Below are 18,659 nucleotides of genomic sequence, written 5' to 3' on the forward strand. Positions count from 1 at the left end.
ATCTTAATCCTATAAGTAAAATAAAAGGTAAAGAATATATTAATACAAAATATTTATTTGATGGTAAACTATTTGTACCATAAAAATGATCTAAAATCATTAATATAAATACCAAATTTAAGAATGGTAATCCACAAGTCATTACAATTCCATATCCTTTTTCAGCTCCATCTTTATTGAAATGTTTATAGAAATTAACTATTTGGTAATATAAGTAATCAATAAGTATCATATATAATTTTTAATAGCCCATGGCTGCGTTATATTTTTTTTGTTCTTCTGCTCTTACGCCATTATTATAATAGGTATTAACAGCACCTTCAATATGTTGTCCTATATCTTTTCCTGTTACTAATGTTGTAATTCCGTTAGCAATAAAATAAGTCCCTGCTATTGCTTGTCCCCAACCTGTAGGTGAAACAGCCAATACAGACATTACAAGATCTAATGAATTAGATGTTGTTACTCCATTATTTTTAATATCATTTCCTGCTAAAGCTATTCCTGCTATACCTAATGCTGTTCCTGCAATTCTGGTTCCTACAGCAAGCCTTTGTGCATTTTTAACACTTACTTCCATCAATGGCACGTATATTCTTCTTGAGCCTAATATCTTTGGTAATGCTTTTTCAAAGACCAAATTGGTGGTAGAGTAAGCTTCCCCAGCTCCATATAAAACAGCTCTGTCGGCAGCAGGTTGAAATACAAACTTATTGGCTGAAAAAGCATATCCAGACCATGTCCTAAGAGTTTGTGAGGTTTTATGCATTTCAGAATCATATTCATAAGAATTCAAATTCAGCATATGCGCTATCATCTCCTGTGAAGTATTGGCATTTCCTGCAGCACCTCCCGTCCACCAGCTCATATATCCATTATGCGTTTTCAAAGAAAAGTCTCCCCCGTTTTGAAGCGCATTCATTAAATCTCCATAGGCCTGTGTTTTCCCAAAAGCAAGACCTCCACTCATCCCGCTATATCCTCCAAATGGTGAAAATGATGAAATTCCGGAATAATCCCCTCCATAAATGGTAGTGCTGGGATCAATGCCTCCCCCAAAAAATTTTATTTCCCTTCCGTCAGGGTCAAAGCTCATCACCGGATTGTTCATTACATAAGCATTTGGGCTGGTGCTATAATATTTCTCTTCAAGCTTATCCATGCCGTTCCATCTTCCCAGATCCGGCATATATTGTCTCCATCCATAGTCATACATTCCTGTTTCCTGAAGCTCTTTCCCATTGTATTTATAGGAATAAGGACTGCCTAATTTAGAAGAGAACGATCCTCCGATATGGTTGAGCCCAAAAGGGTAATAGTTGTTGGTATCAATAATTTCAGGAGCTCCTGCGCTGTTTCTTACAAAACTTACCCTTGCATTCCCAAGGTGGTCATTGTACAGGTAAATATAACGGTTTTCCCTGAAACTGTAATAGCCTTCGGAGGTGGGTACAAAATCCAGTATCCATCCTATTCCTCCCTCAAGTGCAATGCTTTTGTAGGCCTGCTCTTCATAGGCCACCTCCGTCCTGCAGGTAATACACGCCAAGCTTTTTTCGGTATAGGTATACTGGAAACCATCCAGATAGTCTGTTAGCCTGATCACAGAAGATGTCAGCTTTCCTCCTCCGCTACTGTAGGTTTTTCTAAGCTTGGTACCATCGGCAGAGTAAAGGTAATCTAAACTGACGTTAGCAGCACCAAAACCACTAGTCTGAGTAATAAAAAGACTGCCCGGAAGATCCAGAAAATTGTAGGTCATATTCTGGATTCCTTTATCCTTCATACTGGTCATATTCCCGTTCTGATCATAATCGATCAGGTTATTGCCTCCCTCGTAGCCTGTATTGTTGAGAGATTTTTCTATCACTTTGTCCAGCCTGTTCCCGGTATACTGATACTCCAGGTTATCTGCCTGTGTTGCAGTAACTCCAATAACAGGAAAGGCATTCCTTTGCAAGGTCTTGATATTTCCATTCAGGTCATAGGTAGGACTTTCATTGAAATAATTATTGAACGGTACTGAAGAATTGGGTTCTGAATACACCCCATTTTTAAGTCTGTCAAGACCATCATATGTATAATTATACCGTTTCAATATATTTTCTGAAGCATTATTCCAATCAATTTCCGCAATATTCCCACTAAATATTCCCGGTGTGATGTTGGTATTAACGGGATTGGTATATTTCATTTCATACCCAAAGAGCTTTCCATCTAAATTGGATGGATCGTTGACTTTGGTCATCCAGCCTCTGATATTGTAGGCATAATATATACTCTGGAGATTGTTTCCTACTTTTTTATTAGTAAGCTGGGAAAGTTCATTATAGGTATTCTCTTTTAATAATTCCTGAGGGTTTCCATTGACCTGATGCCATTGTTTTTTCAGACGGTTCCCGTTATCATATTCATAAGTTTGTATAATGACCTTTTCTGTATCGGATGAAATTCTCTTATGATATACCTTGGACTGCTTTACCATTCCAATAAAGTCCAGTTCAGACTCGGTCCTGGTATAGCCACCAAGATGGTTGATGGAATGTGCACTCACCACTCTTCCTTTGGTGTCATAGTAGATATACTTCTTTGTCCATCCTATATCACTGGCTTCGGTATTTTTCACATAGCTTGCGGTAGCTAATCCTTTTGTACTTATGATAGAGTTTTGGACATTATCCTGCAGGGTATTTTCTCCAAGTACCTGTGGAGGAATAGCTGGTGTTCCCACAGGATAGGTGTCATAATAATTAAGGCTTAGGAAATTATAAACTTTATCATATTGGGGATAACCCTGGGTAACGGAATAATAGATATCCATTCCGCTATAGTTCATAGATACACCAGAACTTCTGGTTTCACTATTGCTTCCTTTTGTATTGACATAATTCTGTTCTTCTAAACGCGTACTCCCCATAGCCTGGCATATTCCGGTCATAATCACTCTTGAAAACTGATCATACTTGGTGTATAGCCATTGTCCTTTTGCCTTTAAATTGGCATCCTGAGTAGCTACCAGCCTTTCCTGCCTGTCATATACAAAATATTCCCAGCCTTTCCCCGGAATCTTCTTCTCTACCAGCCTGTTCCAGCCATCATAATGATACTGGTAACAAAGGTTATCCAATGTAGTCTGATCCACTGAGCCGGCTTGGGAAGCCAGTGGAGGAATTACATAAGCCAGCTGGTTAAATTCATTATAGAGATAATAGGTATCTGCATTCTGCCCATCAACTTTTTTTCTGATAAGGATAGTCTGTCCTTTTTTGTTTTTGAATGCTGTGCTTATGTTTCCATCTTCATTGGTAATAGTATTCTTAGCCAATGTATTGCCACTGAAGGTCCCTGACTTGGTGACCTCATATTTTGTTCTTCCTTCCAGCCAGCTAGTTGAAACGGTATACCGGGTTATTTCACCGTCGGTATTGGCATCGTAATTAAAATTCACGGGTTTACCAGTCCATTGATTTCCCACCTCTATTTGTTGCAATACTCTTTCTAATGGAGAATTTTCCAGTATCTTTTCGGAATAGATTTTCTCCGAGCCATATACAGCGTTAGCATTAGCCAACGGAGAGGTATAGATACTTCCGTTCTGGGTCCCTGCCTGTGGTACCGGAAGATAGTTTTTCACCTGTCTTCCCAACGGATCGTATTCAATATGGCTTACCATATCTTTCCCCTGTGGAGTTGCTTTTATATCAATAACCTGAATGGGTTTTCCCCAGCTGTCAAAATACTGTACCGTTTCTGAAGCTTTGGAACAGTCCTTGGTAAGACAGCTTTTGCTGTAAATATAATTTTCTGATGAGGTAAGGTTGGTTTGTGAAAAACATAGAGACACAAACAACAAACTTAATATATTTAATATCTTTTTCATGATTAGATTATGGTTTATTGTTGTACTGATATTCTTTTAAAGTGGTAAAAGTGACAGACCCGCCGGAATCTTTTTCCATTCTTTTTACAGCTTTCAGCCTTCCCACATTATCATACTGATAGATTTCTCTTAATCCTGACGGTGGGGTTGTACTTGTGATCCCCACAACAGGGTCATAGGTATAGGTAGTTATCTGATAACCAGCCAGGGCAGGATTATTCCTGAAATTGTCCAATGCGGTAATCAATGCAGGTTCATGGGCAGCATTCAGGTTATCATTGTTAGACGCCTGAATAATATCTGCTGCCAGAGAAGCGACCTGATTATAGGTAGCTCCTTCAACTTTTGCAATTAAAGAGGTCTGGTTGTACCCATAGATCATGGCAGTAGTATATCCTGCTGAATTGGAAACCTGAAGAAGGTTTCCTTTATCATCATATACATCCATTTTTAAGCTTTCTCTGGTGCTTCCGTCTGCTATATTGCTTGTAACAACAGAGGTTGGTAATAAAGAATTATTATTAAATAATGTTGTTGACCTGGATACGAGTTTTCCATTTTCCTTTTCCTGAGTTTCTACAGGGAGTCCTGTCATAAATGCATTTTGCAGATGAGTGTAACCGGACAGGTTCATGGGATAACTCAAAAATTTTTCAGTGGTTTCTCCATTGGCAACCGACTTTATATAGGACGGCTTAAAATTCTGGGTATTAATCTGGGTTTCCGATTCACTCTCCAATACTTTTCCACCGGGATAATATAATTTTTCTTTCTGAGCTACTTTTTTAATAAAAGAGGGTTTGCTAGAATACTTTCCGGCGTAAAAGTTCAAATTATATTCTTTGTCAGAATAATAGTCTAATTCATAATTAAGTTCATTGGATGCCAATAAAGTATTCTGCTCATCATAAATATCTTCTTTATGAGGCAAGCCTGCTTTTGTTACATTATAGTAAGGCCAAAAATAAGTAGGCTCTAATTGTGTTCCTCCATTTTGCACTTTTGGATAGTCATCAGGTATTGTAAAAGTCTTTTTTGTGTAGCCTTTACCATTTTCCCAGACTTTAACATTCTTATAGAGAATATAAGAAGAATAACGTTCTGCGCTATCCTCTCTTTCACTATTAACCAGATATCCACTGCTGCTGTCATTTAAGGTAAAGGAATCATAACCGTAATTGATAGCTCTTTCTGACGATGTTGCTGATATATCTTTATAATATTGGATATTTTTAATTCTGTTTCCCTCTGCCGGAACTGAATTTCTAAAAGGGCCCGGTAAAAATTTCCTTCCTATGATTGAAAAAAAACCACTGCCTTTTGCCTGATCTGCTGATACAATTTCAAGGGTATAGTTCCCTGCTGTATTAAAAAATTCAAATGTGTCCCCTCCCCCTGTTTTATATACCTTACTTCTGACTTGCTCTGTTCCTTTTTTGAGAGTAAATGCTAAGCTAGGATTTTTGGTGCTGGGCTTTGGACCGTTGGGAAAGAAAGGGTCTTCCGGATCCGGATAACTATAGTCTTGTATAGCAATCATCATTTCAAATTTTTTAGCAATATTCACATCTCCGGGGATTGTAAAATTGTAAATCTTTGCCGTTTCAGTATTGAATGATGAATTATATAGGGTTTCTTTAGTTTGAACAACAGGATCATAACCATATATTTCCAAATAATTCAGATAGCTAGGGTCATTATAATCAAAAAACTTTTCATTATTTTCATAATTATATTGAACAACTCCTCCCGTAGGGCTTATTATTTTTTCTAAAATACCATCCTTAGTACGTCCCAATGCATCTGCAAAATTTTTATAAGTAAAAGAAGTCTGCTCGATCTTTGTACCATTTTTATCATTTTTTCGTACAAAGTTTAAGATCCGTTTTCTTTTTAATGGATCATCATAAGGATGGGTGAGAATGCTATTATCTATTACATAGCTGTACAAGATTTCACCTGCCGGATTTTTTAGTGTAATCTTTTGTAAGGTGTAAGGGTCATTCACCGTCTTTTCAAGGCTTTCATCATAGACGAAATCAAACGAAACTTCTCCCTTGGGCGTTTTTATAGACTTTATTTTACAGTATTGATATATAACCTGTCCAGTGGGTATAGATGAGGTCTTTGTTTTCTTCTCATAGTCTACTGTTACAATCTCTGCTCCTATTGGGTTCACAATTTTTGTAAGATAATAGGAAGATTTAAAGACGGGGATGCTGCTGGAACAATCAAATTGATTATGGTCGTACTGCTGAAAATAATATTTATAACCATTATCAGCGGTTAGGGTAAAGGTATCTGCTCTGAATATGATTCCTGTATTACCTTCCCTCATATATTCTATTTTGGCATTATTAGGGCTTAGGTTAACCAGATTAATGGTATTGGCATTAAAATCTCTTTCGAATATAAACTTTCCTGATAAACCAGGTAAATTGTAATAATAAATATCATCAGATTGAATGCCAAGATTCGGGGATGTAGATTGATGGTCATAACATTCGTCCAGAGTACCAATTATTTTTTTATAAATAACACTTGTTCCCAGCAATGACCATCCAAATCCAATATCACTGATTCGATCTTCATTTTCATGATTTTTGACATTATAGTTTAAGCTGATCGGATAGTTTATAGCGTTATCAATCGGAACGCTTAAAAGTGAAATATTTATATCAGGGAGTCCTGTAGCTTCATTAACCGGAACATTGGAATAGCTGGATAATGAGAAGTTTGATGGTGAAGCAATCGAACTTTTTATGGGTTCACTAATACTGTTTTGGGCATACATTTGCTGTATTCCAAATAGGAGTAGGAATAGCAGTATAAGACTATGTATATCTATTTTCTTTATCATGGTGTTATTTTTTAATCAGTTTAGCATTCGTCGTTTTATTAGTATCCGTTTTGATGGTCACCAGGTAAGCGCCTTGTACAAGAGCCTGTGTATTGATCTTGGTAACATTATTTTTAGTTTTTATACTCTGAAGCTGTCTTCCGCTCATATCATACAGCATAATATCTGCTTCTTTGAAATTAAAGCCGATTTCCACATAAGCATAATCTGAAACAGGGTTTGGATAGATCTTGATATCATGCTTTTCTATTAACTGATCCACCTGTTTGTCTCCCAGCTTTACGATCTTCCAGTTCTCTTTTCCTAATTCCTCAGCACTGGTTCCTGCCAGAATAATAGAGCCGTCTCTGTTAAGTCTCAAATCCGAAAGTCTCTCCTCTCTTTTTCTCGAGTCTCCACTCACATGTTTTCTCCATTGTTCATTGCCGTTGCCATCCAGATATAGCATCCAGAAAGTCTCATCATCCTTCCCTATTCTTCCTTCCGCCTGGGTATACCCTCCCAGCAATATTCCTTTTGTGGCATCCTGGTTCCTGGATCTTGGCTCTTGGCTCTGTATCACATTCATCCCCATTAAAATATCCCTGTTCTTGAAATTGTAGGATTTCTGCCATTGTTCATCTCCTCTTTCATTCAGCGAGATCAGCCAAAGGTCTGTGCCTTCTTCAATACCTACTGATTTGTTTCCGGATCTCTCGGATCTGGATTCTCCACCGATGATAAAACCGTTTGAAGTTAGAGCCAGGGTTCTGATATGATCATCGCCTTTCCCGCCAAAGTTCTTTTCCCATTCTACTTTTCCAGTTTTATCCAGCTTTATGATCCAGTAGTCACCTTCGCCAAAATTGCTGCTGGCTTTTGGCATTTGGCTAATGGCTATTGAGGAAGCGGGTCTTTCAGTCGAGGGTTTAGTCTCGGGATTCCCAACTCCAGAACCCGAACCCCGAACCTCAGAACTCCTTGAATAGATTCCTAACAATGCTCCGCCGTCTTTCGTGGGTATCATTTTTTCTACTTCATCCAAGCCTCTTCCTCCCAAAATAAGCTCAGACAATTCTTTTCCGTCTTTATCCAGTCTGGTGATCCAGACATCTTTTGATCCGTAACCTTTGGATGAGTTTTGAATATTTCCGGCCACAAAAAAACCTAAATCTGTAGTTTGAATCACTGCTTTGGCTTCTTCATCTGAGGAAGTTCCCAAAGTTTTCTGCCACAGTTCATCCCCAAATTCATTCAGCCTGATCAGCCAGATATCTGATCCCCCTTTGGAATCATCTTTTTTATCCAGTCCTTTCCCGGAATAAGAGGTTCCTGAAACCAGAAATCCTCCATCCTGAGTGGTCACAGTTCCTGATAAATAGTCGTGGTTTTGCCCGGCAAAATATTTCTCCCAAACCTGTTCGCCCTGCTGGTTGAGTTTTACCAAATGAAAATCGTAACCGTTATTGAGCTTTTGGCTATTGGCAGCTAGTGACTGACTTTTAGCCTGAATGCTGCTTCCTGTGATAAGATATTGTTGGTCAATGGTTGTGATCACCTGATTGAGAAAATCCTGGGTGGAAGATTTGATGTCTTTCTGCCAGATGACTTCCTGAGCAGATAGACCCAGGATAGTGCATACAGTAAATGCACTCATGTAGAGTTTTTTCATATTTGTATTGTTGATATATCTTTCGGAAAACTAATATTTTTAAACAATACAAAGCAATATTACATCACTATATAGTGAAAATATATCAATAATTAATTGCTTACGGAGTAAAATTTTCACCAATACCTTAGTTTAGATGTTTGAGTGATTAAAATCATCCATAGACTGTTCTAAGAAACAATTCAATTCCATAAAAAAACCTTTGAAAAATTCAAAGGTTTTATCGGTTTCTGCTTTGGAGGATCTCTTCTATTTCTTCCAAAGTATAGCCTTTTGTTTTCAGTAAAATTAAGAAGTGATACAGTAAGTCGGCAGCTTCATTTTTAAAGAGTTGCTCATTATTATCTTTAGCCTCAATTACCAGCTCTACCGCTTCCTCTCCTACTTTTTGAGCTACTTTATTAATCCCCCGCTGGTACAGAGAATACGTATATGATTCTTCTACCCGGTTGTCAATCCTTTGGGATATTTTTTCTTCCAGCTCATACAGAAATCCCTTGGAATCCTTATTTCCAAAACAACTGAAGCTTCCTGTATGGCAGACCCCATTCCGTGGAATCACTTTTATTAAAACAGTATCCTGATCACAGTCTATCTTGATATCTTTTACCGTTAAAAAATTGCCGGACTCTTCCCCTTTTGTCCAGAGTCTGTTTTTGGAGCGGCTGAAAAAGGTGACTACCCCTTCCTTTTTTGTTTTTTCAAAAGCTTCTTCATTCATATATCCCAGCATCACCACCTGAAGGGTTCTATTGTCCTGAATAATGACAGGAATAAGCCCATTGCTTTTATCAAAGTTAATTTTCATCTTACGTAAATTTTTTTAGATTTTAATAATTCTTTCAAGTCCATAATTCCGATTTCATTAAAATGAAAAACACTGGCTGCCAATGCTCCTGTAGCTTTTGTTTCATTAAAGACTTTAAGAAAATCAACAGCATTTCCAGCTCCTCCCGAGGCAATGACCGGAATACCCACATTTTCAGAAACCAGTTTTGTAATCCGGAGATCAAAACCGTTTTTTGTTCCGTCGCCATCCATAGAAGTTAAAAGAATTTCCCCTGCTCCCAAAGATTCTGCTTCTCTGGCCCATTCCAACGTCATCCATTCTGTTTTTTCGCGTCCTCCTTTTATATGCACCCAATCAATATTCCCTGCCAGACGGGTATCAATTGCGACCACTACACATTGACTGCCAAATTCCTTTGCCAGTGTAGAAATGAGCTGTGGGTTTTTGACTGCGGAAGAATTGATGCTGATTTTATCCGCACCTGCCTCCAGAAGCTTTCTGACATCCTCAACAGAGGAAATTCCACCGCCTACGGTAAAAGGTATGCTCAGTTCGTTACCTATCTTTCTCACCAATTCAACAAAGGTTTTTCTTTCTTCAATAGTGGCCGTAATATCCAGAAAAACAAGCTCATCAGCTCCCTCCTGTTCGTATTTTACAGCCAGCTCCACAGGATCTCCGGCATTGCGAAGTCCTTCAAAGTTCACCCCTTTTACTGTGGAGCCTTCTTTAATATCCAAACATGGAATAATTCTTTTTTTAAGCATTTTCAATAAAGTTCTGAAGTTGTTGTAAGCTTATTTTCCCCTCGTAAATGGCTTTTCCGATAATAGTCCCGGAACATCCGATATCTTTCATTTTATAGACGTCTTTGATGCCTGAAATGCCACCGCTTGCCGTAAGCTGTATTCCCGTTTTGTATAAAATCTCAATATACAGTCCTGTAGAAGGTCCTTCCAGCATGCCGTCCTTGGCAATATCAGTACATATAACATGCTGAATTCCTTTTTTCTGATATTGAAGCATAAAATCAATAATATCTTTATCACTTTCTTCCTGCCAGCCGGAGGTTTTAATTTTCCTGTTGTCACAGTCTGCCCCCAGGATGATTTTCTCAGTACCATATTTTTCAATCATTCCAAAACAGAATTCAGGATCCTGAACGGCAATACTTCCCAATGTAATCTGCTGTGCTCCGGAACTGAATGCAGTTTCAATATCCTCCTGTGTTTTTAGCCCACCTCCAAAATCAATATGAAGAGATGTTGCTCCGGCAATATCTTCCAGGACTTTCCGGTTAACAATGTGTTTTGATTTTGCTCCGTCAAGATCTACCAAATGAAGATACCGGATTCCAAAATTTTCAAACTCTTTGGCAACTTCTACAGGGTTTTCGTTATATATCTTTTTTGTGGTGTAATCTCCTTTTGACAGGCGCACACATTTTCCGTCGATAATATCAATGGCTGGAATAATTTTCATGTTATAGTTTAATAAAGTTGGTTAATATTTGACTTCCGATTCCTCCGGATTTCTCCGGGTGAAACTGTACGGCATAAAAATTATCCTTTTGCAACGATGAACTGAACGGCAGGATATAATCACACACAGAAGTTGTAAAATCAGACAGTTCACAATAAAAGCTGTGGACAAAATAAACATCATTATTCTTTTCAATTCCTAAAAAAAGAGATGATTCCTGGTCTGAAACCGTATTCCAGCCCATATGAGGAACTAAATCTGTGGGTGGGAACCGTTTTACCTTCACATTAAAAATTCCCATTCCGCGGATATCTCCTTCTTCGTTATCCCCACACATCAGCTGCATTCCCAGACAAATCCCCAGGACAGGCTGCTTAAGGCTTGGAATAAGTACATCCAGCCTTTTCTCTTTCAGCAGCTTCATGGTAGAAGAGGCTTCACCTACCCCTGGAAAAATAACTTTATCCGCTTTTATAATCTGCTCAAGATCATCTGTAATTACAGAATCTACCTTCAGCCTGTTCAGTGCATTTTGAACTGAACTTACATTCCCTCCGTTATATTTTATTATAGCTATCATGATTATAAACTTCCTTTTGTAGAAGGTAAATTATAGTTAATATCAGATTGGTTTACTGCCATTTTAACGGCCTTTGCAAATGCTTTGAAAATAGATTCTATTTTGTGGTGTTCATTGGTTCCTTCCGCTTTGATATTCAGATTGGATTTTGAAGCATCCGTAAAAGATTTAAAGAAGTGTGAGAACATTTCTGTTGGTACGTCGCCAATTTTTTCCCTTTTAAATTCGGCATCCCATACCAGCCAGGATCTTCCTCCGAAATCAATAGCCACTTGTGCCAGGCAATCATCCATAGGCAGTAAAAATCCATATCTTTCAATTCCTTTTTTCTTACCTAAGGCTTTTACAACGGCTTCTCCCAATACAATTCCTGTATCTTCTATGGTGTGGTGTTCATCCACTTTAAGATCTCCTTTTACTTGTATGACAAGATCCATATTTCCGTGTCTGGCAATCTGCTCCAGCATGTGATCAAAAAAGTGTAATCCTGTAGAAATTTCAGAATTCCCGCTTCCATCCAAATTGATCTCAATTTCAATCTCTGTTTCATTCGTCTTTCTGGATACTTTGGCGCTTCTCATTCCCTGCTTTAAAAACTGATAGATCTCTGCCCACCGGGTCGTACTAAGCGCAGATTCATTATTAAAGTCATTATTAATATAAATTGCTTTACATCCCAAATTTACAGCTAGTTGCACATCACTACCTCTATCACCAATTACATATGAATTTTCCAGGTCATAATTCCCGTAGATATATTTTCCAAGCATTCCAACACCCGGTTTTCGGGTAGGCAGATTCTCATATTCAAAGCTTTTATCTATTACAATATCACTGAAAAATATGCCTTCATTTTCGAAAGCTTTCAACATTTTATCGTGAGGTTTTATAAAATCTTCGAAAGGAAAACTATCTGTTCCCAACCCATCCTGATTAGTTACCATTACCAGTTCATAATCCAATTCATTAGCTATTTTGGAAAGGTTCTGAAATACTCCCGGATAAAATTCAAGTTTCTCCAGGGAATCCACCTGAAAATCTATAGGAGGTTCAATAATCAGGGTTCCGTCACGGTCTATAAAAAGCACTTTTTTCATAATTGAATATTTTTTAAAACGGTAATCAACATTTCATTTTCTTTACGGTTTCCGATATTAATCCTGATACATCCGGGAATTGCGGGATCTCTTTTGCTTGTCAGAATTTCATTTTCCAGCATCCTGTCATAAACGCCTTCCACATTTTTCAGTTCGATCAAAAAGAAATTGGCATCGGTAGGAAAAACTTTTGAAATACAATCTACCTCTTTAAACTGTTCTTTCAGCCATAGTCTTTCTTTTAAGATGCTATTGACGTTTTCTTTAAGTCTCTCTTCATTATCAATCGTTTCCAGAATCAGCTGCTGACTTAAAGAATTAACGTTATAAGGTGCTTTTACCGTATTAATGAGGCGTATAATTTCTTCAGAAGCATAAGCCATTCCTACTCTTGCACCTGCAGTCCCCCAGGCTTTGGAAAAAGTCTGTAAAACAATCAGATTAGGATACTGATCTAGAAGTTCCAGGCTTGATTTGTTTTCAGAAAACTCAATATAGGCTTCATCAACCACTACAATTCCTTCAAAATTCTGAATATAAAATTCAATATCTTCTATGTTGTTTCCTGTTGGATTATTGGGTGAGCACAGAAAGAATATTTTGATGGGCTGTTCCTGTATAATTTTTAAAAAATCATCTTTGACAATTTCAAAATTTTCATCCAGATCCAACTTCAATACTTTATTTTCATTGATCGCTGCATAGAACCCATACATGGCAAAAGAAGGATTCATCATAAGTATCGAATCTTTTTTAGGCTCACAAAAAACCTTAATAATCAGATCAATAAGTTCATCACTTCCATTTCCAACAGCAATCTGTGAAGGAGATACTTTTTTAAGACCCGCCAGTTTATTTTTAAGTTTTTTCTGGGTAGAATCCGGGTAACGGTTAAATTCTCCGAACGGGCTTTCATTGGCATCCAGCAGCACAGGACTGCTAAATTCATTATGATCCCTGAAGCTGATGTAAGGCTGTAGTTTTAAAATATTATCCCGTACTAAAGTATTGATATTCATATTTTTCATTTTATCGTTTTAATCTTATTGATACTGCATTTTTGTGGGCAAAGAGTCCTTCCGCTTCTGCCATGAGCTCTATTGTTTTTCCTAAATTCTGAAGTCCTTCTTCAGAGAGATGCTGGAAGGTTATTTTCTTGACAAAACTATCCAGGGAAACCCCGCTATAATTTCTTGCATAAGCATTTGTAGGGAGCGTGTGATTGGTTCCGCTGGCATAATCTCCTGCACTCTCACAGGAGTAATTTCCTAAGAAAACCGATCCTGCATTCTGGACCATTGGAATGTATTTTTTAAAATCCTTCATTGCCAAAATAAGGTGTTCCGGTGCATACAGGTTGCTGAACTCAAGAGCTTCTTCTAAGGAATTTACCAGGATAAAGCAGCTATTTTCCAGTGCTTTTCCTGCCATTTCATTTCTTGGCAATTTTTTGATTTGCTGATCAATAGCATTCATTGTCTCATTGAAAACTTTAAGGTCGGTAGCCACGAAAATCACCTGACTGTCACTGCCGTGCTCAGCCTGTGAAAGCAGGTCTGCAGCACAGAAATCCGGCACAGCTTGCTCATCCGCAATCACAAGAACTTCGCTTGGTCCTGCAGGCATATCAATGGCGACTCCATATCGTTGGGCATATTCTTTGGCAGCAACCACAAACTGATTTCCCGGTCCGAAAATTTTGTATACCTTGGGAATACTTTCTGTTCCCAGAGTCATGGCAGCAATAGCCTGAGCTCCTCCGGTTTTAAAAACTTTGGATATTCCACATAGTTTTGCTGTATAAAGAATCGCAGGATTGACATTTCCGTTTTTATCCGGTGGGGTACAGAGAATAACTTCCTTACATCCGGCAAGATTAGCCGGTATGGCAAGCATTAAAACCGTCGAGAATAAAGGAGCTGTTCCTCCCGGGATGTAAATCCCTACCTTTTCAACAGCACGATTTTCTCTCCAACAAATGACTCCTTTCGTTGTTTCAATTTTCTGAACTTTCTGCTTCTGTGATTCGTGGAACTGAAAGATATTGTCTTTTGCCTGCTGAATAGCTTTCTTTAACTCACTGCTAACCAGCTTTTCGGCTTCTTCAATTTCTGATTCCAAAACGATGACACCATCAGTTTCTGCCTGATCAAATTTCCTGTTAAATGCAAGAAGTGCTGAATCTCCATTTCTTTCTACTTCTTCAAATATTTCAGCAACAAGTCCTGAGATTTCTGCTCTTTCTAAAACGGGCCTCTGTACTAAATCTGCCCATATATTCTTATTCGGATATCTGTATATTTTCATAGGTATGTGTTTTAAATGACCATTTTATCAATTGGAATAATGAGTATGTCCTGGGCTCCGTTTTCTTTCAGTTCGTCAATCACGTCCCAGAATCTTTCTTCATCAATCACAGAATGAATACTGCTCCACCCTTCTTCTGCCAGAGGGATTACCGTAGGGCTTTTAAGGACAGGAAGAACATCTTCTACCTTCGCTATTTTTTCATTAGGAACATTCATCAGGATATACTTTGATTTTTTCGCCTTTAAAACAGCCTTGATTCTGAATAAAAGCTTTTCGAGAATAACTTCTTTATCCTGAGACAGTTTAGGGGTTTGGGCAAGCACAGCTTCCGATTTAAGAAGGCTGACAGTTTCTCTTAGTCCATTCTTAAACAAAGTACTTCCAGAACTTACGATATCGCAGATCCCATCTGCCAGACCAATATTAGGTGCAATTTCTACAGAACCTGAGATGATGTGTATATCTGAAGTAATTCCTTTTTTTTCTAAGAAAGTCTTTAGGGTATTGGGATAGGAAGTTGCGATTTTTCGCCCTTGAAAATAAGACAGTTCATCCGTTTCCACCTCTTTGGGAACAGCAAGGGAAACCCTGCACTTGGAAAAACCAAGCTGCTGAATGATCCGGATATCTTTTGCTTTTTCTATCAAAAGATTTTCGCCTACAATAGCGATATCCACCACCCCATCTTCAAGATACTGAGGAATGTCTGAGTTTCGCAGGTACATGATTTCCATCGGAAAATTATCTACCGAAACTTTAAGCTGGTCTTTACCGTTGTTGACAAATATTCCACAGTCTTTGAGAAGCTGTAAAGATTCTTCGTAGAGCCGACCGCTTTTCTGGATTGCAATTTTTATTTTACTCATTTCGTCTTTTTTGAGTCCGAGTAAATAAAAACTGATTGATTGAAAATTTCTGAGGTGAATTCAGGAAACAAAAAAACCGCCTATTTACTCAGACGGTTTTTATTATTTTTGATTTTAGCATGCACATATATCAATCAATTCCGCCTAACAGAGATGATGATAATAATGATGTAATGCTAAAAAAATGGGTTTCATTGTATTGAATTGTGGTACAAATGTAGGGTTTATTTTTAAAATGCAAAGTTTTTTCAGATAATTTTTTGATAAAAATTCATCAGCTCCTCTGCAATAGGTTGGTCATTAAACTTCTGAACAAACTCGAAACTCCTTTCTACACGACGTTTCCTTTCAGATTCATTTTCCCATAAAAATTTTATTTTAGCTCCAATGTCGAGAGCATTATTGGGATCAATATAGACGGAATCACTTCCTCCCGCTTCAGGTAGGCAGCTCGTATTGCTGGTCACCGTCACTGTTTTTGAGAAAAGTGCTTCTATCACCGGGATTCCAAAGCCTTCAAAGAAACTTGGGTACACAAAAATATCAGCCAGTTTATAGATCGCAGCCAGTTCGTCCATGGAAACCCCTTCCAAAAACAGGACTTGCTTTACCATATTGTTCTTTTTCAGGAAGCGTTCTATCTTTTGATAATATTTTGTCTTTCTTCCCACTACTACCAGAGGAATATCTGTTCCGTGGATTCCTTTTACAATATTCAGAAGGTTTTTTCGCTCCTCTATCGTTCCCACATTCAGAATAAATCTTTCAGGAAGCTTACATTTTTCTTTTACAGACTGCATAAATTCCTCAGACTGCTGTTCTTTAAAAGCTTTATGACAGCCCTGGTAAATCACTTCAATTTTAGTTTCCGGAACTTTTAAATAGTGGATAATATCTCTTTTGGTCTGTTCCGAAATGGCAATAATTTTATCGGCTGTGTCAGCTGCTTTTTTAAATTTCCAGAAATGAATTTTCCTGTCAAAAAAAGAATAATACTGAGGATATCTCATAAAGATCAGATCATGGATCGTAACCACTTTTTTGATAGGTGTTTTATCCCATTTCAACGGCAGTTCACCGGATAGACCATGGAAAATATCAGCACCCTGTTTCTGGGCATCTTTTCCCATTTTCAGCTGCCTTGAAAGACTTCCTTTTGAGGTTTCAACAAACAGGACATCCGGACGGTCCAGAATATCTTTTCCCCGCTCAGAGGTGTTTTCATTAAACAACATATACTGATTATCAGGATAATATTGAGAAAGTATTCTTACAAGGTCTCTGGAATAATTACCCAAACCGGACGTATTGTGAAAAAAACGTTTTGCGTCAAAGGCAATTTTCATAGGGATCTGTTTATTTTATTTATAAAACCACAGGCAATTGTTACTTTCGTCTGGGTTTGTTTATGATGAAACTTCGCTGATGCTAATATCATCGTTGTATCTGTTTTTGAAACTCCTGAAAGGTACCAAACTGATGGCCTTTTTCTTTAAGCCAGCCCACGAATGAATCAAACCTCTCTACCATATCTTTTCCTGAATTTTTCACCGTAAATCCGGGAAGCTTGAATGCCTCCTCTTTAATTTCTGCAAATTCCCACGGATGAAAATAAACATTCAGATATTTATCCTTTTTCAGGGTATCTGAAGCCAGTTTTTTATAGAATGATAAAGGAAAATTATGAAAACTCAACCAGAATAAAGGAATTCTGAAATTGGGTGATACTGAAGCTGGAATTTGAGTTACATTCCCCTCTTTGAAATAGGTCCTTGATACCTTTAAATTGTTATATCTTCCCGGAAGAAAAGTGGGATTAACAGATGAATTATAAGAATATCCGGCTTTTTCAACCGCTTTTTCATCCACGGGCATCATCCTTGGCATTCTTAATCCCGTTACTTCTGTTGAGAATAATTCCTGTAATTTTTCCCTTGATTCTTTCAGGTGTTTTTCTTCAAATTCCGAATGAAACCATGTGTGGGAAGCCAGCTCATGGCCTTCTTTTAATAACCTTTCAATAAGGTGTTTACTATTTTCAGCAAAAACTACCGTAGAAAAGAAGGTAGCTTTTGCCTGATGTTTTTTAAGGATATCCAATATCCTTTCCAGTCCTGTCTGCGAAATTGAAATTTGCTTTTCAAAGGGAATTTCACCCTTATACTCTAATGGCATATCAAATTCTTCGATATCAAAACTCAATAATACCATTTTAAAAATTTTTGTTTTTAATAATATAATTAGGTCTGTCTTTCACCTGCTTAAATATTTTACCTAAATAAATTCCCATAATTCCCATAATGATCAATTGCAGTCCTCCAAAAAAGACAATAGTCATAATCAGAGATGCCCAACCTGAAATTTCGGTTTTTGCAACAAATGAATGGATGACATAAGTGCCGTATCCCACAATGGAAAGTGCTGAAAATAAAAATCCTAAATAAGCGGCCAGATACAACGGTTTTACACTAAAAGCTGTAATTCCCGTAAAGGCAAAAGTGAGCATTTTTTTAAAATTATAGCTGCTTTCCCCGGATAATCTTGTATCAGCCTTAAAATCAATTCCGGCCTGTTTGAATCCCATCCAGCTGGTGAGACCTCTGAGGAATAAATCGTCTTCGGTAAAGGTACGCATTACTTCAACAGCATTGGCATCCATTAATCTGAAATCTGAACCGCCTCCTTTTGTTAAATTAACATCGGATAAACCGGATAATATTTTATAGAAAAAATCTGATGTTTTTCTTTTAAAAAAAGATATTTCTTTGGGATAAGTTCTGACAGTAAATACAATATCATAGCCTTCTTCCCATTTTTTGATCATTTCAGGAATCAGTTCTGGAGGATGCTGAAGATCACCATCCATCGAAATGACGGCATTGCCATTGGCATTATCCATCCCGGCCTTTACAGCGGGCTGATGGCCGAAATTTCTCGAAAATTCAATATATTTTACTTCTTCAAACTCCTGAGACAGTTCTTCCAATCGCTGCTGGGTATTGTCTCTGCTTCCGTCATTAACAAAAATAACTTCATAATGATAGTTTTCCAACCCGGAAAAAACATCCCTGATTCTTTCATGGACTAATGCAACATTACCTTCTTCATTATGAGCAGGAATGACAATTGAGATTTTCTTCATG

Annotated in this window: 15 protein-coding genes; all 15 read right to left on the bottom strand. The window is 37.7% G+C overall.

Annotated elements, in window-relative coordinates; translation table 11 throughout:
• Window positions 1–232 (bottom strand): hypothetical protein (locus JML65_RS23885; RefSeq protein WP_237390912.1); only part of this gene is annotated, 232 nt, incomplete at its 3' end.
• A gap of 9 nt (window positions 233–241) precedes the next feature.
• Window positions 242–3,880: a DUF6443 domain-containing protein gene (locus tag JML65_RS16190; RefSeq protein ID WP_237390913.1), complete on the bottom strand. Its 3,639-nt coding sequence runs from the start codon at window positions 3,878–3,880 to the stop codon at window positions 242–244.
• Window positions 3,881–3,887: 7 nt separating this feature from the next.
• Window positions 3,888–6,740 carry a hypothetical protein gene (locus JML65_RS16195; RefSeq protein ID WP_202271417.1) on the bottom strand — a complete coding sequence of 951 codons (2,853 nt, stop codon included), beginning with the start codon at window positions 6,738–6,740 and terminating at the stop codon, window positions 3,888–3,890.
• Between the two features lie 4 nt (window positions 6,741–6,744).
• Entirely contained in the window at window positions 6,745–8,391 is a 1,647-nt protein-coding gene (locus tag JML65_RS16200; protein ID WP_202271418.1) for a T9SS type A sorting domain-containing protein, read from the bottom strand.
• Between the two features lie 220 nt (window positions 8,392–8,611).
• Window positions 8,612–9,199: a bifunctional phosphoribosyl-AMP cyclohydrolase/phosphoribosyl-ATP diphosphatase HisIE gene (gene hisIE, locus JML65_RS16205; RefSeq protein ID WP_202271419.1), complete on the bottom strand. Its 588-nt coding sequence runs from the start codon at window positions 9,197–9,199 to the stop codon at window positions 8,612–8,614.
• On the bottom strand, window positions 9,196–9,948 hold the full coding sequence (hisF, locus tag JML65_RS16210; RefSeq protein WP_202271420.1) for an imidazole glycerol phosphate synthase subunit HisF: 753 nt from the start codon (window positions 9,946–9,948) through the stop codon (window positions 9,196–9,198). The genes hisIE and hisF overlap by 4 nt, the downstream gene beginning before the upstream one ends.
• Window positions 9,941–10,663 carry a 1-(5-phosphoribosyl)-5-[(5-phosphoribosylamino)methylideneamino]imidazole-4-carboxamide isomerase gene (hisA, locus tag JML65_RS16215; protein WP_202271421.1) on the bottom strand — a complete coding sequence of 241 codons (723 nt, stop codon included), beginning with the start codon at window positions 10,661–10,663 and terminating at the stop codon, window positions 9,941–9,943. Before hisA ends, hisF begins: the two co-directional genes overlap by 8 nt.
• 1 nt (window position 10,664) lies before the next feature.
• The gene (gene hisH / locus JML65_RS16220; RefSeq protein ID WP_202271422.1) at window positions 10,665–11,243 is read right to left on the bottom strand and encodes an imidazole glycerol phosphate synthase subunit HisH; all 579 of its coding nucleotides are present in this window, start codon (window positions 11,241–11,243) and stop codon (window positions 10,665–10,667) included.
• Between the two features lie 2 nt (window positions 11,244–11,245).
• Window positions 11,246–12,340, bottom strand: a complete 1,095-nt coding sequence (gene hisB, locus JML65_RS16225; protein ID WP_202271423.1) for a bifunctional histidinol-phosphatase/imidazoleglycerol-phosphate dehydratase HisB — start codon at window positions 12,338–12,340, stop codon at window positions 11,246–11,248.
• A complete protein-coding gene (gene hisC / locus JML65_RS16230) occupies window positions 12,337–13,368 on the bottom strand; it encodes a histidinol-phosphate transaminase (protein WP_202271424.1) in 1,032 nt (343 codons plus the stop codon). The genes hisB and hisC overlap by 4 nt, the downstream gene beginning before the upstream one ends.
• Window position 13,369: 1 nt before the next feature.
• Entirely contained in the window at window positions 13,370–14,647 is a 1,278-nt protein-coding gene (gene hisD / locus JML65_RS16235) for a histidinol dehydrogenase (RefSeq protein ID WP_202271425.1), read from the bottom strand.
• Between the two features lie 11 nt (window positions 14,648–14,658).
• Window positions 14,659–15,516: an ATP phosphoribosyltransferase gene (hisG, locus tag JML65_RS16240; protein WP_202271426.1), complete on the bottom strand. Its 858-nt coding sequence runs from the start codon at window positions 15,514–15,516 to the stop codon at window positions 14,659–14,661.
• A gap of 248 nt (window positions 15,517–15,764) precedes the next feature.
• A complete protein-coding gene (locus JML65_RS16245) occupies window positions 15,765–16,862 on the bottom strand; it encodes a glycosyltransferase family 4 protein (RefSeq protein WP_202271427.1) in 1,098 nt (365 codons plus the stop codon).
• 88 nt (window positions 16,863–16,950) lie between these two features.
• Window positions 16,951–17,727: a polysaccharide deacetylase family protein gene (locus tag JML65_RS16250; RefSeq protein WP_202271428.1), complete on the bottom strand. Its 777-nt coding sequence runs from the start codon at window positions 17,725–17,727 to the stop codon at window positions 16,951–16,953.
• 1 nt (window position 17,728) lies between these two features.
• Window positions 17,729–18,658, bottom strand: coding sequence for a glycosyltransferase family 2 protein (locus JML65_RS16255; RefSeq protein ID WP_202271429.1), 930 nt, complete (start codon window positions 18,656–18,658; stop codon window positions 17,729–17,731).
• Window position 18,659: the final 1 nt, after the last annotated feature.

Source organism: Chryseobacterium sp. KMC2 (assembly GCF_016756935.1).
GTDB classification, from domain to species: domain Bacteria; phylum Bacteroidota; class Bacteroidia; order Flavobacteriales; family Weeksellaceae; genus Chryseobacterium; species Chryseobacterium rhizosphaerae.